Consider the following 15305-nt stretch of genomic DNA (forward strand, 5'->3'; position numbering starts at 1 on the left):
TGCAGTACCGGCCCGACACCCTCGACGGCTTCATAGCCGGCACCGGCCTGGCCGTCGACACCCCAACGTCACCCTAGCCAGCCGAAGTCAGTAACGGTGGGGCCGCTGATGACGACCTCGCCGATACTGCCGTCGGTGACCAGTTGGCCGTCCTCGTCCATGATCGCGATGTTCTGGCCCGGCAGCGCGATGCCGACCGTGCCGGGCTTGCGTAGCCCGTCAACCGGGTTGCAGGCCGATGCGCATGTGGCCTCCGACAGGCCATACCCCTCGATGAGTTGCACGCCGAATCGTTCCTCCACCGTGCCGATGAGCTGGGGCGGCATCGGGGCGGCGCCGCAGATCGCGAAGCGAAGCGAGGAGGTGTCCGGCTGCGCGTCGGCTGGCAGGTTCGCCAGCATTGCGTAGATCGCGGGAACGGCGGAGAAGTAGGTGGGGCGGGCCGCCTCCAGCACCGTGAAGAAGGTCTTCGGGCTGAAGCGCCCTGCGATGGTGGCTTGGCCGCCGGCTCGCAGCGGGGACAGGACGCTGACGATGATGCCGTTGACGTGGAACAGCGGCAGGATCAGCAGGCTGTGGTCGGCCTCGGTCAGGCCCAGGCCCTCGATCATGGACGCGGTCATCGCATCGATATTGCGGTGCAGCAGCTCCACCCCTTTGGGGCTCCCGGTGCTGCCGCTGGTGTAGATGACCAGGGCCAGATCATCCAGGCCTGCCTGCGGATCGTCCGGTTGCCGCTGCAGCTCGACCGCCGGGGCCGGGCGGGCGAGTTCCTCAAGGGTGACCACGGGCAGGGCGTCAGGAAGGGCGTCGGTCTCTGCTTCGTCGAGGACGACGAGTTTGGCGCCGCAGTCCTTCAGTTGGTAGTGCGTTTCGGACGGGGTCAGCGTCGGGTTGACCGGCGTGAGCGCCGCGCCCAGGCGCCAGGCGGCAAAGAGAGCGGCCACGAGTTCGACCCGGTTGGGCAGTTTGACCCCGACGATGTCACCAGCGGTGATCCCGCGGGCGGCGAAGTGGCGGGAACAGACCTCGACCAGGTCATCGAATGCGGCGTTGGTCAGGAAGCCACGCGCGTCGTCCCCGATGGCCGGAGCATCTGGGTCGTTCGCGCGGCGGGCAGCAGGCAGGCGGCTCAGATTCACGGGATACACCTCGATGGTGGGTCGATTGGCAGGCCGGCCGCCGGGGCGGCCGGCCTGGTGCGGTGCCGCATGTGGCACCGCGGGCGGGCTTCCGGGGGACCGCAAGGGGGCACGGGGCCTCGGAAGCCCTGTTCCGGTGGGGTTGTCCACTCCACTCACCCGAGGTGGAGGAGCCGCTCCATGAGCTGCTACTTGATGGCTGTGGCGGCGACGGGAGATCCGACCGCGCCGGTCAGGGGCAGGGGGGACGCGGCGAGCATGAAGCTGTAGCGGCCGTCCTGTCCGCAGTCCACGGCCAGCGCGTCGAGGTCGAACATCTCACCGAAGGCCAGTCCCATGTGGACGAGGGCGACTTGGTGCAGGGGCTGGAATTCCTCGATCTCGTTGGGCCGGACCTCCACGCCCCAGGTGTCGGTGGCGATCGCGACAACTTCCTTCTGTGCCAGCCATGGAGCGGTGTGCAGGGAGAGGCCGGGGGCGGAACCGCCGGCGTAGTCGCCCCAGCATCCTCGGCGTTCACCGAGCTGTCCGGTGCGCACGAACACCGCGTCACCGCGGCCGACGACGCTGCCCTGGGCTTCCAGCGTCTCGTCGAGGTCGTCCGGGGTGATCGCGTAGCCGGGTTCCAGCGCGGGAACTCCCTTGTGCCGGGCGACATCGATCAAAACGCCGCGCAGGATCATGCGGTCGGTCCAGTGCTGGATGGCGTTGCGGGCGGCGCCGGCGGTGGTGTGCTCGGCCGCGCTGTAGCCGTTCCACATGCGCCCGTCGTGGAAGATGTGCGCGAGGGCGTCCCATTGGGTGCCGCACTGCGTGGGCATGATGAGGGAGTCGTCTGCGTACCCGAACCGGGTCTTGTCGATGCCGAAGGCTGCGAACAGCTCCTGCTGTTTGCCGCTGACCGCGTCCGTGCCGGTGGCGGTGGCCAGCAGCATCGGGTTGTGGCGCAGGCCGCCCTGCTGGGGCCCGGCCTGGTCGTAGGGCAGGGTCATCGAGATCACTTTGCCCGCCATGACCTCCTTCGCCGCGGCTTGTACGTGCTGGGGGGTGAGGAGATTGAGGGCGCCGAGCTCATCGTCGGGCCCCCACCGGCCCCAGCGGCTGAGCTCGTCGATGTAGTCCTTGAGAACGTCGTTGCTCATGCCGGGTCCTTGGGTGACATGGTCCTGTTGAGCCAGTCGATGATCAGGGGGACGACATCGGATGACAGCTTGCTCGTCGCGCAGTGGCCCGCATCCGGGATGAGGCGAACCTCAGCCCCCGGCCGCGCCTCGAACAGGAGGGTGTCCTCCTGCGGGACCAGGGGGTCATCGGCCCCGTTGACGATCAGCATGGGTGCGGACTGCTGCTTACCTGCGAGCAGGCCGGCCAGCGACAGGCTGGTCCAGCAGGCAGCGAGTTCCTCGGATGCCGGCTCACGGTCGAAGCCCAGAGCGTTGCCGATGATGCCGTGCATGCCGGAGTCACTGAAGGGAGCGTCCTCGAAGGCGGCCTTGACGGGTCCACCCAGGACGACTGCCGCGTCGACCTCACCGCTCAGCCCGGTGCGAGCGGAGAAATGACCGCCCATGGATACGCCCAGGTGGGCGACGCGTCCGTTACCGATCTGTCGCGCCTCTTGGACCAGGCTGGACACGATCTCCGGGCCGCCGTCGTGGCTCATCGCCACCGGGGACTCCCCGGTGCCGGGAATGTCGAAGGCCAGTACTGTCATCCCCGTGTGCACCGCCAGGGCGACCCACAAGGAGTGCAGGTCCTCCTTCCAGGTGTCCACTCCGCCACTGACGATGATGACCGGGGACTGACCTGCGGACTTGTCGGGGGCGCCGAACTCGTGGACCGGGAACGGCACGCGTGTGCCCAGGTGGTCGGCGAGAACCGAGCGGCGTAGGAAGGTGACCGGCCCGTTGTCCGCGCTGAGGAGGTACTGATCGATCTGGTGGCGGTAGGCCGCTCGCTTGGCCTCGTCGGCCAGGGTGGGGAACTTCGCGAACCCGTAGGCCAGGGCAGCCAGCTCAGGCTTCCGGTCTTTTGCGTACCGTTCAGCGAGCTGGGACCACTCGTAGACCCACCCGCCGGGCTCATCGGGCCACATCTGCTTGATGCGCCCGCGTACGGCCTCCACGTCGTCTCCCGGCACGCCCAGGTTGATCATCTGCGCGAGGCGCTCCTCGAACAGTGCCTCGACATTCACTGGCCACTGGTACGACATCTGCGGCTCCTCCGAGTCCGAGCGGCTTAACGCATGAGTCCTGCGTTAAGTGGAGACTACGGGCTTTTCACGCAAACGCAAGACCCCTGCGTTAAGATGCGTTCCATGACGACCGAGTCGATTCGCCGACGGCCAGGAGGACGGAGCGCCAAGGTGCGCTCGGCTGTTATGGCGGCAACCCTGGAACTGCTCGCGGAGTCCGACACCGGGAAGCCGAGCATCGCCGAGGTGGCCGCGCGGGCGGGCGTGCATGAAACCTCCATCTACCGGCGCTGGAAGACCAGCGAACGGCTCATTCTGGACGCGATGGTCGGCTATAGTGCCGAGCTGCTCAAGACTCCCGACACCGGTTCCGTGCGCGGGGACCTGGTTGCCCTGGGGCAGGAGCTCGTCGACTACGGGATCTCCCCGCTGGGCGAGGCGCTCATGCGGACCCTGGCCGCCAGCGTCGACGACAGCGAATTCGCACTGACGCGGAGTCAGTTCTGGGCGGCCCGCCACGACGAGTGCCGGATCGTGGTGGAACGCGCCGCCGCTCGAGGCGAACTCCCCGCCTCCATCGACAGCCGCATGCTGCTGGAAACGTTCATCGCACCGATCCACTTCAGGCTGCTCATGACCCGCGAAGCCATGGACACACCTTTTCTGGAGCTCACCGCCGACATCGCCGTCGCAGGAATCACGGCAGTCCAGTCGAGCTGAGCACCCACCCCGCCGCAGAGCCCTTTGAGCAACCCATACGCCCCGCCCTGCTCGGGCCCAACCGAGCAGAGCAGGGCGCAGTCGCCTCAACAGGGGCTCGCGGCAGCGGCCTCAACCCACCGGGAAAACTCGCAGGCCACGTGCCAACGGTGCACCGCGATCGACGCCCGCGGCATCAACCACGGAAACCCGGCCGTGAGCAGAGCCCGTGTACCGCCGCCCTCCTCCCGGAACTGGTGCCGGATACCACCCACCAAAACCTTCCCGTCGGCCAAGCGGGCCGTGCCGGCCATCCGGAACGGGTAGCTCGGGTCCGCAGGCGTGACCACCGCGCCCGTCTGTTCATCGTGAAGAAGAAGCGCGAGGCGAGCGGTGAACCACCAGCCGCCCCCATACCTCCTGACGGCCGCCAGGGGTCAAAACGGAAGATGTGATGGTCCGGGCAGGCCGCGAGGAACGCGGCCTCGTCATCCGCCTCCGCCCGCCCCATGTACCAAACCGGCAGACGCGCGGTTACCGCCCAGCCCGGTACGAAGTTCTCCACCTGACACATACGCCGACGCCTGCCCGAAAGCCGAGCAGCAGCTCCCGTCGCGCTGTCCGACACGCGGACCTCACGCGCGAGGCGGCGTTCGGCCTCCTCGCGGCCCGCGGCCGACTTCGCCTCCACCGCCGCCGCGCGACGTGATTCCGTATCCCCCTCGACCGCGCTCATGGACTGGGTGACGCCGGCTTCGCGGCAGGCATCGGCGATAGCCCGGGCCCCGCCACTTGCGCACCATCTCCGTGGACACCCTGAAGTCCGCTGCCACACGCGTGTTTGACGCGCCTTCCGCGCAGGCCAGGACGATCCGGGCCCGCTCCGCCACACGAGCTGGGACGTGCCACACAGGGCCGCCATACCTCGTGTGATGAACTATGGCCCGGTTTCGAGACGTTGATCTCGTCTCGGCAAGAATGTGGGAGGGATCGTGAACCTTGGCGGGGGAACGTGGCAGCGGCTGACCGCCGTGGTGCTCGTCATGGCGGTGGCGGCCGGGTGTACGGGTCAGGGCGAAGGGCAAGACGGCGGGAACGACAAAGACCTGCTGCGGAACCACGACTGGACGCAGATGCAGGGCACCACCGCGCGGAACGACGTCCTGCGGGTCAGCGCAACGGATCGGCACATCGTGGAGCAGGACTCCTCCGGCGGCCAGCCCAATCCCCCGCTGAACCTGGCCGGCCCGCATCTGAGATCCGATGGCGACTTCACCGTCACCGCGCGCATGTCCGGTGTGGGCGACGATGACGGCGACTCATGGCTGCGGCTGTACGGACGGGTACCGGTCATCTACGACGAGTGGCGGCAGGAGCGGCCCTCACTCCGCGTCGGCGTGACCGCCGACGGACAAGTGAAAGTACAGATATGGGACGGCGAGGGCGACGAGCCAGCCACCTCCAAGGTTTTCGACTGCGGCTGCTCCGGGACGGTGACGCTCGCCGTTTCGAGCATCGGTGACACCTTCCGTGTGAAGGCCGACGGGCGGCGGCTGGGAACCGTGCAGGACCCGGGGGTGTTCGCCGAGGGCACTGTCTGGTTCGGTCTTGAGGCGGACGCGGGCGAAGACGGGCGCCGCGAGGGATGGCGTCTGACGCAGCTGACCGCGCGGGCAGAGAGCGGTGACTCGCTCCGCGTGGTCAACGCGCCGCAGCTGCGCCAGAAGCAGTCCGACGACTCGCTGCGTGCGCGGGCCGCAGACGTGGGGCGGCCGTTCGACGTCGGCGCCGCCCTAGCCGAGAACCCGCTGTTCACCGACTCCCGCTACCGGGCGCTCGCGGGGAGCCAGTTCTCCATGCTCACTCCGGAGAACGCGTTCAAGCCACAGTTCCTCCACCCGCGCCGGGACGTCTACGACTTCCGCGACGCGGACCTACTCGTACGCTTCGCCCGCGCAAACGACATGAAGGTGCATGCGCACACCCTCGTCTGGCACGAGGCTCTGCCCAACTGGATGCGGGAGAACGACGATCCCGAGGAGGTGCGCCGGACCATGCTCCGGCACATCGCCACGGTCGCCGGTCACTTCAAGGGAAAGGTCGCGGAATGGGACGTGGTCAACGAGCCCATGTCCGACGACGAGGAGAGCTACACCAACGGGAATCTCGGTCTGCGCTCCGAGCAGAGCCCGTGGTTCGAGGCCATGGGCGAGGAGTACATCGACGAGGCGTTCAGGGCCGCCCACCGGGCCGATCCGAAGGCACGGCTGTTCCTCAACGAGTACGGGGTCGAGGAGGAAGGCGAGCGGTGGGACGCCCTTTACGATCTGGTCAAGCGGCTCAAGGAACGCGGCGTACCGATCGACGGCGTGGGTTTCCAGAACCATGAGTACGCACCCGGCGACCGCATCGACCCGGAGACCTTCCGCAGCCATGTGCGGGATCTGGCGGAGCTCGGGGTCCAGGCGCGGGTGTCGGAGATGGACGTCCCCATAGGCGAGGACGAGGAGGACGGGCGGGAGACCCAGGCCGACGAGATGGTGGGCAAGCTGCGGGTCTGCCTGGAGGAGCCGAACTGCACATCGTTCTCCACATGGGGATTCACCGACCGGTACGGTTCCACCGCCGACACCAAGATCTATCCCCCGCGCACGGCCGATTCCCTGCCGTGGGACGCGGCCCTGCGGCCGAAGCTGGCGTACGAGCGCCTGCTCAAGGCCTTTGACGAGGCGTGAGGCATCAGGGCTCCCGGGCCACTGGGGCCAGCTTTAACGGCGCCGCCGGTACGCGGTCCGACGCTACGCACGGAAGTCGTTGTGAAGGCGTTTATGGCGCTGCCGCGCAAAGTCCGCGTGACCTGGCGAAGACCAGACTGTTTGAAGCCAAGTTCCCAGGGATGGAAATGTGCATCCTCGGGCTTACAACGCCCGGAGCGGAGCCATCAGCATCAGGCGAATCCCCTTTGCTTCGCCCCAACCCTTCCGTCTGATGGACGGTGGGCGACGAGCTCACTCAAGGGAACGGACAGGCCGCCTACGTCACGCTCGATACGTCCAATGCAAGAGGAATTCGGGATCACCTAAGAGGCGAGAGCCCTACGGTGACGGAGTGCCAGTAGTAGTCGTGGGAGTAACGCCCCACCAAGGAGAGCGGGAGAGCCGCTTACAGGGCCAAGTGGCACAGGTGTCCACGATTTTCGGAGAGGCAAGGTACGCGTAATACAGAGAGCCGAAGCCCTGATGGAGATCATCCATGAACGCGGCAAGAGGGGATTGCCACTGGAGAGGCTGTACCGGCACTTGTTCAGCCCGGAGCTGTATTTGCGGGCCTACGGGAAGATCTACCGCAATGACGACTCTATGACACCCGGCTCCACCCAGGAGACCGTGGATGGCATGAGTCTGAAGAAGATTCAGACGATCATCGATGCTCTGCGGTTTGAGCGATATCGGTGGACCCCGGTGCGACGCGTATACATCGACAAGAAGGGATCGCCCGCGAAACGTCGGCCTCTAGATGGTTGATTCCAAGGGATAGCTGCGCGGATGCAGGCTCCCGTTTCTGGTGGCGGAAGCCTCATGGGGGTGGCGGCGCGATGGCGGATACGTCACCGAAGCGGGATGCGAGGCGGTTGCCTTCAGCAGTGCAGTGTGAACGAGGCTTCCCCGTGGGGTCGGCCGTTGATCTGGAGTTGCACCAGATGGACACCCGGGTGGTAGCGCCGTGTGCTGATTGGCTTGAAGGAGTGTCTGCGAGTCGCGCGCCACGTCTCGCCGGGAGCCAGGGACCGCGTGGTGAGTTTGAAGACCTTGGGCGTGCGGCTGCCGTTGGCTTTCACGTGGTGGACGACGTAGTCGATGACGAGGTGAACGGTCTGATCGTGGGCGTTGGTCACTGAGTAGTCGAACAGCAGATGGTCGCCGACCCGGATGTCTGAGGCGTGGACGTGCGGGCCCTCGACAGCGACGGGACTGTCCGGGAAGTGGCCGAGCAGCGTAAGGGCTCCGGCGTGGCCGGACTTGATCAGGGTCCGCAGGCCGTGCCGTACCAGCCGGGTCGTCGTCGGTGCCGGATTGCTCAGCCAGCGCGTCGCGACAGCAGTGGCGATGTCGGGGTGGTCACGGCTGATGTCGTTGAGGTGGTTGGCCACTGATCTGCGGACGTATTCGGAGTCATCCCGGTACAGCGCGTCGAGCAGGGGCAGTGTGGGCGTCGGATCCGCGATCAGCTCCGGAAGCTGGGGCGCCCAGGGCAGTCTTGGCCGCGTGCCCTCGCTGGCCAGTCGGCGGACGTGGAGGTCGGGATGCGCGGTCCACGGCGTCATGACCCGGAGCGCGCGGTCCAGGTCGGCGCGGAGGAAGGGCCGGACGGCGATCTCCGCGGTCAGGCGCGGGGTGAGTTCCGCAAGCAGGGCGAGCGCCGGTTCGAAGGCGTCCCGGCCCCGTACGGCGACGGCCTCGGTGACAGGGAAGATCATCCATCCGGTGAAATCGCTGTCCCGCAGTGCGATGCGCAACACGTTCGCGAAGGCCGGGTAGCTCGCCGGAAGATCAGCCAGGACGGCATTTCTGATCAGGGTGACACGTTCGGTGAAGCTCAGCCCGTCCAGGCCGGCGCCGCACCCCCGGGTCTCGTGCGCCATGATCCCGTCACCGGCTCGCGTGAGGCATCGGGCGAGGTCGGAGACGGTGTCCGCGCTGAGTAGTTCGTCTGCCGAGGGCACAGCGTCATTCTCCTTGGTCTCGGGGGCTATGCGGTGTGCAGCACCTGGGCGTGCCGCATCTCGTGCACGGTGCCGATTCGGCTGAAGAAGCCCTGTGCCCGGGGGTCGGTCGGCATTTCCTTGGCCGCGCGCTCGGCGACGGCTGCGGACGACCAGATGATGAAGTCCAGGACGGTGCCGTCGTCGAACTGGGCGAGGTGGGCGCCCTGAAAGCCGTCGCCGTAGTGCTCCTTGAGCAGTTCGACGAGCTGCTCCCGGTGGGCGGTGAGGGCGGCGGGGTCGTCGGTGTCGAACCTGACGTACTCGATGGTCGTGCTCATGGCATCACCCTTCGTCGATCACGTGACTCACGGATTTAGTGGATCAAATCCGTGAGCTGAAGTTATCACGGGTTCGCTGGCCTGAATCCAGTAGATTGAGGGGCATGACCATCCGGGACCTGCAGGAAATGCCGTGGATCGGCGAGGACCCGGTCCTCGACCTGGCCAACACCGTCGTCGTCGGCGCAGGCCAGGGACGCGGCGACGTCGACTTCCTCGCCGATCGGGAACTCACCAGGCGATGGCGCGCCCGCGCCGCCGACCGCAGACTGGCTGTGCTCCCCTTGGAGGAGCTGAAGCGGCTGCGCGGGCTGGTCCGCGACGCGCTGGACGCGACAGCCGGACAGCGGCCGCTCACCGACAGCCTGCGGACCCGTTTGAACGAACTTGCCTCGTCCGCCCCCGTCGTCTTCCGGATGACCGGCGACGGCCTGCTCGCACAGCAGGAACAGGGTGGCGGCGCCGACGCCGTCGTCGCCCGCGAGACGCTCGTCCTGGCCGCGGGTCCAGACGGTCAGCGGGTGCGGCGCTGCCCCGCCCCCAGTTGCGGCATGTTCTTCCTGGCCAGGCGCCGTGACCAGGCATGGTGTTCCCTCGGCTGCGGCAACCGGGCGAGGTCCACCCGGCGCCAGCCACGAGAAGCGGGAACCCGCAGCTGATGAGACAAGGAAACCCAAAGTCAAGTTATGGCACCAGACTTGGACACCCTCGCGACCGCGCTCTATGCGGAGACCGACGACTTACTGAAAGGTTCGCCGCAGCTTGCTCCGTGGCGGCCGGCGGTGGGTATCGCCCCGAGGCTCACCGACGCCGAACTGGTCACGCTCGCGATGATGCAGGCCATGCCCGGCTTCACCACCGAGGCCCGGTGGCTCCGCTATGCCCGCTCCCACCTGCGGCATCTCTTCCCGTACCTGCCGAAGCAGCCCGGCTACAACAAGCGGCTGCGCAAGGCTGCCGAGCTGCTCCGGCGAGTCACCCGGCTGTTGGCCACCGAGACCACTGTGTGGAGCGACGACGTGTGGATCGTGGACTCCACGCCGGTGGAGTATGGCCGTTCACGCGAGACCGCCAAACGCTCCGACCTGGCCGGATGGGCCGAGTACGGGTACTGCGCCAGCCACAGCCGCTTCTTCTGGGGCCTTCGGCTGCACCTGGTGTGCACCCTCCAGGGCCTGCCCATCACCTTCGCCCTGACCGGAGCCAAGGCCGACGAGCGCGAGATCCTACTGGCCCTGCTCGCCGTCGAACCGACCCTGCTCGCCGGCCGACCCGGCCAGACGCTGACCGGCGACAAGAACTACTTCGGCCGTGACTTCGAACATCAACTGGCTGAGCAGGACATCCGCCTACTGCGGCCGCGCAAGGGCGAGCCGGAACGGCCCGGCGCACCCCTGCTCAAGCCGTTGCGGCAGGTCATCGAGTCAGTCAATGAGACCTTCAAGGGACAGCTCGATCTCGAACAGCATCGAGGACTCACGCCCGGCGGGGTCATCGCCCGCGTCATGCAGCGCATCCTCGCGCTGACCGCAGCGATCTGGCACAACGACTACATGCGACAGCCCGTCCTACGCTCACTGACCGCCTATGACCACTGACCACTTGGAATCAATCATCTAGGGGAAATCAAGCACGGGCCGTGCCGGCCGGTTCCTCCGCCGGGGCAGGCGCCGAGGCCGGGCCGTTCCGCCGGCCACGGGCGACGAGCCACAGGCCGATCAGCACACCGACCGCGGCCAGGCAGCCGGCGCCGAGAAACCCGAGGCGGTATCCCTCGTTGAGGGCCTCCTGGGGAGCGCCGCCGGATGCCTTCGTCCGGTCAGCGGCCAGGGCAGCGAGGACAGCGATGCCAAGGCCCGCCCCGATGCGCTGGGAGGTGTTCACCAGGCCGGAGACCACCCCGGTCTCGTCCGGGGAGACTGCCTTGACCGCAGGCATCGTCGACCCGACGAACACCGCTGGCAGCCCTGCCGCGAAGATCAGTGCCCCGGGCAGGTAGTCCGTCAGGAACGAGCCGTCCGACGGCATGCGGCCGAGCAGGAACAGACCGGCACCGAGCAGGGCCATGCCGGCCGTGAGCACCACCCGGGGTCCCCATTTGGCCAGTGCCGGAGGAATGGCGGTACGGGAGATCAGCAGGTTCACGGCCGCGATCGGCGCGACGGCCAGTCCGCTGTCCAGGGCGCTGTAGCCCCGTACCTCTTGGAAGTACAGCGCGAGGAACACGAAGGCGGGGACGTGGGCCGCGCCGACGACGAAGCTGGCCAGGGTCGAGCCGGTGATGTCGGGATTGCGGAAGTACCGGAAGGGCAGCAGCGGTTCGCGGGAGCGCAGCTCGATGACGACGAAGGCGACGGCGAGAACCAGGCCGGCCAGGCAGAGGAGGAGGGTCCGTGTGCCCAGCTTCCCCTCGGCCGCCACCGTGACCACGTACACGATCAGCAGCAGCGCCCCGGTGCCGGTGGCGATGCCGGGCAGGTCCAGACGCTTGCGCGGGGCCGTCACGGCGGGGTCGGACGGCAGCCCTTCGCGAGCGCCAGCAACCGGCGCCGCCGGGACTGGCGCCCCTGGCGGAGCCGGAGCGCCGTTTCGCCGACCGAAGCCAGGCAGGGGAAGGGCCCGGCGGAGGCAGCATCGGCCGGACGCAGAACCCGGCCGTCGGCCGTCCAGTCTCTTCTACCGTTCATCGGCAAGGGCACCGGGGTCAGTGCCATTCGCCCATGCCTGCGCGGCGGGGAGGTTCTCGGCGGTTCCGGCGGGGACGTAGACGAAGCCGTCCCACTCCTCCAAGGCCCTGGGCTCGTCGGGGCTGAGGTGGGTGGCGCCGTCGTGTAGCGGGCGGTGGCGGCGGTAGACGTCCATGGGGCCCGGCGCCGCCGCTCATACCGGGCGCTCGACCTGATGCGTGCCTACGCCGCACGCGACCGCGTCGGAGTGGTCGAGCACCTCGCGCACCTGGAGACGGACCAGCTGGAGTAGCCGGCCGACCCATTGATGACGACCTGCTGGCACATATCTGGCCCAGCCACCACGCCAACGTCCACTTTTATGGCACTCACACGGTGGACATCGGCGGCGAGCTGGCCAAGCTCGATGCCGACGGCTACCGGCCGCTGCGGCTACCGGCCCAGGGCTGACCTCTGGTTGCGCGGCTTACGGTGGCCGGATCGTTCGGTCTTGCTGGGCGCGGTGGGCGGTTCGGGCCCTGGTCCCCACGCCGACGAGCGTGGTGGAGCTGGATGCGGCCGGTTTCAGGCGGGGCGGCGGATGGCCTGTACGGCGGTGTCGTAGAGGTCGAACATGTCGACCTGTCCGCCCAGGCGTACCCATTCCTCGTTGGCTGCCTGCAGGCAGATGATCGCTGCGGCTGCGATCGCGCGGGCTTGCAGGGTGCGACGGTCGGAGTCGGGCAGCCGCGGCTCGATCAGCGGTGCGAACAGGTCCTGCCAGCGGGCTTGCTTCTCGGTGTGTCCGGCGCGTAGGGAGTCGTTGCCGAACAGCAGCGTGATGAACTCCAGGCGGCCTTCGGCTGTTATGTCGATCTCTTCGAGTACCTGGAACGCCGCGCGCAGCGCCGTCCAGGCATCCTCGTCGGCCGGGCGTTCGGCGAGGCGCGCGGCGATCAGTTCGCCCTGTTCGTCCAGGCCGCTGAGCGCGAGGTCTTCCTTGTTGCGGAAGTAGTTGAACAGGGTCCGCTTGGAGACGCCCGCCGCGGCGGCGACCTCATCGAGGGTCGTGTTGTCGAAGCCCTTGGTGGCGAACAGCTCGATGGCGGTCCGGGCCAGCAGTGATCGGACCACGGAGCGGGTCTGCTCCCGGATGGACGTCGGTTTCTGAGCCATGCACCGATGGTACATGCCTTCGCCAGGCGCAATCATTTGCACTCAGTGCAAACTTGTGCGTACAGTGAAGGCATGAACAAAATCGACTATCGCCGTCAGACCGTCATCGTCACCGGCGCCAGCTCCGGCCTCGGCGCCGAATTCGCCCGCCAGCTGGCCCGTCGCGGCGCGAACCTCGTCCTGGTGGCCCGCCGGGCGGACCGGCTCGAGAGCCTGGCTGACGAACTCACCCGCGTCCACGGCGTCACGGTGACCGTCGTCGCCCGCGACCTCGGCCGGCCCGACGCCGGCCGCACGCTGCGCGCCGAACTCGAATCCCGCGGCATCTACGCCACCGGACTGGTCAACAACGCCGGCTTCGGCACCCACGACGCATTCACCGACGAGGACCCCGACCGCCTGCAGAGCATGATCGCGCTGAACGTCAGCGCGCTGGTCGACCTCAGCCGTGCCTACATCGACCCGCTGTCCTCCGCCGACACCGGCGTCCTGATCAACGTTGCGAGCCTGCTGGGTTTCCAGCCGACCCCGTACATGGGTGTCTACGGCGCCACCAAGGCCTTCGTCCTCAGCTTCACCGAATCGCTGTGGGAGGAGACCCGCGGCACCAACCTGCGCGTCCTGGCCGTGAACCCCGGCGCCACCCGGACCGAGTTCTACGACGTCGCCGGCAGCCAGACCGCCGACTACGGCACGAAGCGAGCCACCCCCGAGCAGGTCGTGAAGATCGCCCTCGACACGCTCGACCGCCGGTCCGCACCTCCGTCGGTGGTCACCAACGGCCGGTCGCTCGCCGTCGTCGGCAAGCTCCTGTCGCGCCGCTCGATGGTCCGACTCATGGGCTGGATGGCCCGCCGCCAGCGCCCCCAGCACCCCGCCCCCGCCGCCCGCATGAACAGCTAAGGAACACCGTCATGACCATCACCGACGTCACCGCACAGCCCACCGACGCGGAGCGCTTCCATCACATCCTCCAGATTCAGCGCGCCGCCTACCTCCGCGACGGAGCGCCCTCACCGGCGGCCCGCCGCAGCGATCTGACCAGGTTCAAGACGGCGCTGATCGCCCGGCGCGGCGCCATCGAGAAGGCGATCAACGCGGACTTCGGACATCGCTCGCGACACGAGACCGCGATGATGGAACTTGTGGGCGTCGTGCAGGGCATCGACTACCTGCACCGCAACCTGCGCCGATTCATGCGCCCGACCCGCCGCCACATCCAGCTGCTGCTGCGTTTCGGCAGCAACCGCATCGAATACCAGCCGCTCGGCGTGGTCGGCGTCATCTCGCCGTGGAACTACCCGGTCAACCTGTCGCTGATGCCCGTCGTCACCGCGATAGCCGCCGGCAACCGCGTCATGCTCAAACCGTCAAAGCTGACCCCGGCGACGAACGCGGTGCTCGCGTCGATGCTCAGCGAACTCTTCCCGCCGGAGCAGGTCACGATCGTCAGCGGCGACGGCTCCGCGTTCTCCTCCCTGCCGTTCGACCATCTCGTCTTCACCGGCAGCACCGAAGTCGGACGAGCCGTGATGAAGGCGGCCAGCGAGAACCTCGTCCCCGTCACCCTGGAACTGGGCGGCAAGTCCCCGACCATCCTCGCCAAGGGGCAGGTAACCGACCGGACCGTGTCCGACATCGTCTTCGGCAAACTCCTCAGCGGCGGACAGACCTGCATCGCCCCCGACTACGCCCCGGTCCACGAATCCGAGATCGACGCCTTCATCGCCGCCTACGACAGACTAGTGAAGGCCGCTTATCCCGACGGCCCGACCAGCGACGACTACACCTCGATCATCGACGACAAGCAGTACAAGATCCTCACCGACCTGATAGACGACGCCCGCGCTCACGGGGCACGGATCATCGAGGTCGGTCACCGGCCGGGCGACGCCGCCCACCGCCCGCACACCCTCGCACCGACCGTCGTGCTCGGCGTCACCGACGAGATGCGGATCGCCCACGAGGAGATCTTCGGCCCCATCCTGCCGATCTTCCCCTACCGCGACCTCGACGAGGCCATCGACTACGTCAACGCACGGCCACGACCGCTCGCGCTCTACTACTTCGGCAGCAACGACGCGGACCGGCGCAAGGTCCTCGACCGCACGACCTCCGGCAACGTCACCGTCAACGGCACCATCATGCACGTCGGGCAGGACGACCTTCCCTTCGGCGGCGTCGGCGCGAGCGGGATGGGCCAGTACCACGGCATCGAGGGGTTCCGGACGCTCAGCCACCCCAAGGGCATCTACGTACAAGGACGCTTCAACGCCACCCGCCTGCTGTATGCCCCCTTCGGCAAGCGCACCGAAGCTCTTCTCAACTTCTTCCTCCGCTGAAGTCCGATGAAGGAGCCATCACCGGCCTTGCTGAGGGGCGAAC

Annotated in this window: 16 protein-coding genes and 1 pseudogene; 8 read left to right on the top strand and 9 right to left on the bottom strand. The window is 67.7% G+C overall.

Annotated elements, in window-relative coordinates:
- Positions 1-68: 68 nt before the first annotated feature.
- The 3 genes from ABZY11_RS16030 to ABZY11_RS16040 all read right to left on the bottom strand — a co-directional run bounded on the left by ABZY11_RS16030 (position 69) and on the right by ABZY11_RS16040 (position 3354).
- Complete coding sequence (locus ABZY11_RS16030) at positions 69-1142, bottom strand: AMP-binding protein (RefSeq protein WP_356479723.1); 1074 nt, start codon at positions 1140-1142, stop codon at positions 69-71.
- 188 nt (positions 1143-1330) lie between these two features.
- A complete protein-coding gene (locus tag ABZY11_RS16035; protein ID WP_356479724.1) occupies positions 1331-2284 on the bottom strand; it encodes a cyclase family protein in 954 nt (317 codons plus the stop codon).
- Positions 2281-3354, bottom strand: a complete 1074-nt coding sequence (locus ABZY11_RS16040; protein WP_356479725.1) for an alpha/beta fold hydrolase — start codon at positions 3352-3354, stop codon at positions 2281-2283. The genes ABZY11_RS16035 and ABZY11_RS16040 overlap by 4 nt, the downstream gene beginning before the upstream one ends.
- A 168-nt stretch (positions 3355-3522) precedes the next feature.
- On the opposite strand from ABZY11_RS16040, the gene ABZY11_RS16045 reads away from it, so the two are divergent.
- Complete coding sequence (locus ABZY11_RS16045) at positions 3523-4056, top strand: TetR/AcrR family transcriptional regulator C-terminal ligand-binding domain-containing protein (RefSeq protein WP_356479726.1); 534 nt, start codon at positions 3523-3525, stop codon at positions 4054-4056.
- A 614-nt stretch (positions 4057-4670) separates the two neighbouring features.
- Here the strand turns inward: ABZY11_RS16045 and ABZY11_RS16050 are convergent.
- Positions 4671-4946 carry a helix-turn-helix domain-containing protein gene (locus ABZY11_RS16050; protein ID WP_356479727.1) on the bottom strand — a complete coding sequence of 92 codons (276 nt, stop codon included), beginning with the start codon at positions 4944-4946 and terminating at the stop codon, positions 4671-4673.
- A gap of 81 nt (positions 4947-5027) precedes the next feature.
- Here ABZY11_RS16050 and ABZY11_RS16055 point away from each other — a divergent pair, with 81 nt between their 5' ends.
- Together ABZY11_RS16055 and ABZY11_RS16060 are read left to right on the top strand one after the other, a co-directional pair.
- Positions 5028-6770, top strand: coding sequence for an endo-1,4-beta-xylanase (locus tag ABZY11_RS16055; protein WP_356479728.1), 1743 nt, complete (start codon positions 5028-5030; stop codon positions 6768-6770).
- A gap of 483 nt (positions 6771-7253) precedes the next feature.
- A pseudogene (locus ABZY11_RS16060) lies at positions 7254-7550 on the top strand (hypothetical protein); the annotation flags it as partial.
- A 122-nt stretch (positions 7551-7672) separates the two neighbouring features.
- Here the strand turns inward: ABZY11_RS16060 and ABZY11_RS16065 are convergent.
- Positions 7673-8758 carry a DNA alkylation repair protein gene (locus tag ABZY11_RS16065; RefSeq protein ID WP_356479729.1) on the bottom strand — a complete coding sequence of 362 codons (1086 nt, stop codon included), beginning with the start codon at positions 8756-8758 and terminating at the stop codon, positions 7673-7675.
- A 26-nt stretch (positions 8759-8784) separates the two neighbouring features.
- A complete protein-coding gene (locus ABZY11_RS16070; RefSeq protein ID WP_189274022.1) occupies positions 8785-9078 on the bottom strand; it encodes a hypothetical protein in 294 nt (97 codons plus the stop codon).
- A 104-nt stretch (positions 9079-9182) separates the two neighbouring features.
- Here ABZY11_RS16070 and ABZY11_RS16075 point away from each other — a divergent pair, with 104 nt between their 5' ends.
- Positions 9183-9737 (top strand): ABATE domain-containing protein, encoded by a 555-nt coding sequence (locus ABZY11_RS16075; protein WP_356479730.1) that lies wholly within the window; start codon positions 9183-9185, stop codon positions 9735-9737.
- A 27-nt stretch (positions 9738-9764) separates the two neighbouring features.
- Complete coding sequence (locus ABZY11_RS16080; protein ID WP_356479731.1) at positions 9765-10676, top strand: IS982 family transposase; 912 nt, start codon at positions 9765-9767, stop codon at positions 10674-10676.
- 28 nt (positions 10677-10704) lie between these two features.
- Here the strand turns inward: ABZY11_RS16080 and ABZY11_RS16085 are convergent, their stop codons facing one another.
- Both ABZY11_RS16085 and ABZY11_RS16090 read right to left on the bottom strand, forming a co-directional pair.
- Positions 10705-11583: an MFS transporter gene (locus ABZY11_RS16085; RefSeq protein ID WP_356479732.1), complete on the bottom strand. Its 879-nt coding sequence runs from the start codon at positions 11581-11583 to the stop codon at positions 10705-10707.
- Positions 11584-11754: 171 nt separating this feature from the next.
- Positions 11755-11940: a DUF6087 family protein gene (locus tag ABZY11_RS16090; protein WP_356479733.1), complete on the bottom strand. Its 186-nt coding sequence runs from the start codon at positions 11938-11940 to the stop codon at positions 11755-11757.
- Between ABZY11_RS16090 and ABZY11_RS16095 the strand changes: the two genes are divergently transcribed.
- Positions 11920-12057 (top strand): hypothetical protein, encoded by a 138-nt coding sequence (locus ABZY11_RS16095; protein ID WP_356479773.1) that lies wholly within the window; start codon positions 11920-11922, stop codon positions 12055-12057. The genes ABZY11_RS16090 and ABZY11_RS16095 overlap by 21 nt on opposite strands.
- Before the next feature lie 272 nt (positions 12058-12329).
- Here ABZY11_RS16095 and ABZY11_RS16100 read toward each other — a convergent pair whose 3' ends face one another.
- Entirely contained in the window at positions 12330-12920 is a 591-nt protein-coding gene (locus ABZY11_RS16100) for a helix-turn-helix domain-containing protein (protein WP_356479734.1), read from the bottom strand.
- 72 nt (positions 12921-12992) lie between these two features.
- Between ABZY11_RS16100 and ABZY11_RS16105 the strand changes: the two genes are divergently transcribed.
- Together ABZY11_RS16105 and ABZY11_RS16110 are read left to right on the top strand one after the other, a co-directional pair.
- The gene (locus ABZY11_RS16105; RefSeq protein ID WP_356479735.1) at positions 12993-13823 is read left to right on the top strand and encodes an SDR family oxidoreductase; all 831 of its coding nucleotides are present in this window, start codon (positions 12993-12995) and stop codon (positions 13821-13823) included.
- 11 nt (positions 13824-13834) lie between these two features.
- The gene (locus ABZY11_RS16110; RefSeq protein ID WP_356479736.1) at positions 13835-15262 is read left to right on the top strand and encodes a coniferyl aldehyde dehydrogenase; all 1428 of its coding nucleotides are present in this window, start codon (positions 13835-13837) and stop codon (positions 15260-15262) included.
- Positions 15263-15305 lie beyond the last annotated feature (43 nt).

The sequence above is a fragment of the Streptomyces sp. NPDC006510 genome, assembly GCF_040611955.1.
Lineage (GTDB): Bacteria > Actinomycetota > Actinomycetes > Streptomycetales > Streptomycetaceae > Streptomyces.

Excerpts from the sequence above, each read along its gene's own strand:
- ABZY11_RS16035 (WP_356479724.1), bottom strand. The coding sequence starts at position 2,284 with ATGAGCAACGACGTTCTCAAGGACTACATCGACGAGCTCAGCCGCTGG.
- ABZY11_RS16040 (WP_356479725.1), bottom strand. The coding sequence starts at position 3,354 with ATGTCGTACCAGTGGCCAGTGAATGTCGAGGCACTGTTCGAGGAGCGC.
- ABZY11_RS16045 (WP_356479726.1), top strand. The coding sequence starts at position 3,523 with ATGGCGGCAACCCTGGAACTGCTCGCGGAGTCCGACACCGGGAAGCCG.
- ABZY11_RS16070 (WP_189274022.1), bottom strand. The coding sequence starts at position 9,078 with ATGAGCACGACCATCGAGTACGTCAGGTTCGACACCGACGACCCCGCC.
- ABZY11_RS16075 (WP_356479730.1), top strand. The coding sequence starts at position 9,183 with ATGACCATCCGGGACCTGCAGGAAATGCCGTGGATCGGCGAGGACCCG.
- ABZY11_RS16080 (WP_356479731.1), top strand. The coding sequence starts at position 9,765 with ATGGCACCAGACTTGGACACCCTCGCGACCGCGCTCTATGCGGAGACC.
- ABZY11_RS16090 (WP_356479733.1), bottom strand. The coding sequence starts at position 11,940 with ATGGACGTCTACCGCCGCCACCGCCCGCTACACGACGGCGCCACCCAC.
- ABZY11_RS16100 (WP_356479734.1), bottom strand. The coding sequence starts at position 12,920 with ATGGCTCAGAAACCGACGTCCATCCGGGAGCAGACCCGCTCCGTGGTC.
- ABZY11_RS16105 (WP_356479735.1), top strand. The coding sequence starts at position 12,993 with ATGAACAAAATCGACTATCGCCGTCAGACCGTCATCGTCACCGGCGCC.
- ABZY11_RS16110 (WP_356479736.1), top strand. The coding sequence starts at position 13,835 with ATGACCATCACCGACGTCACCGCACAGCCCACCGACGCGGAGCGCTTC.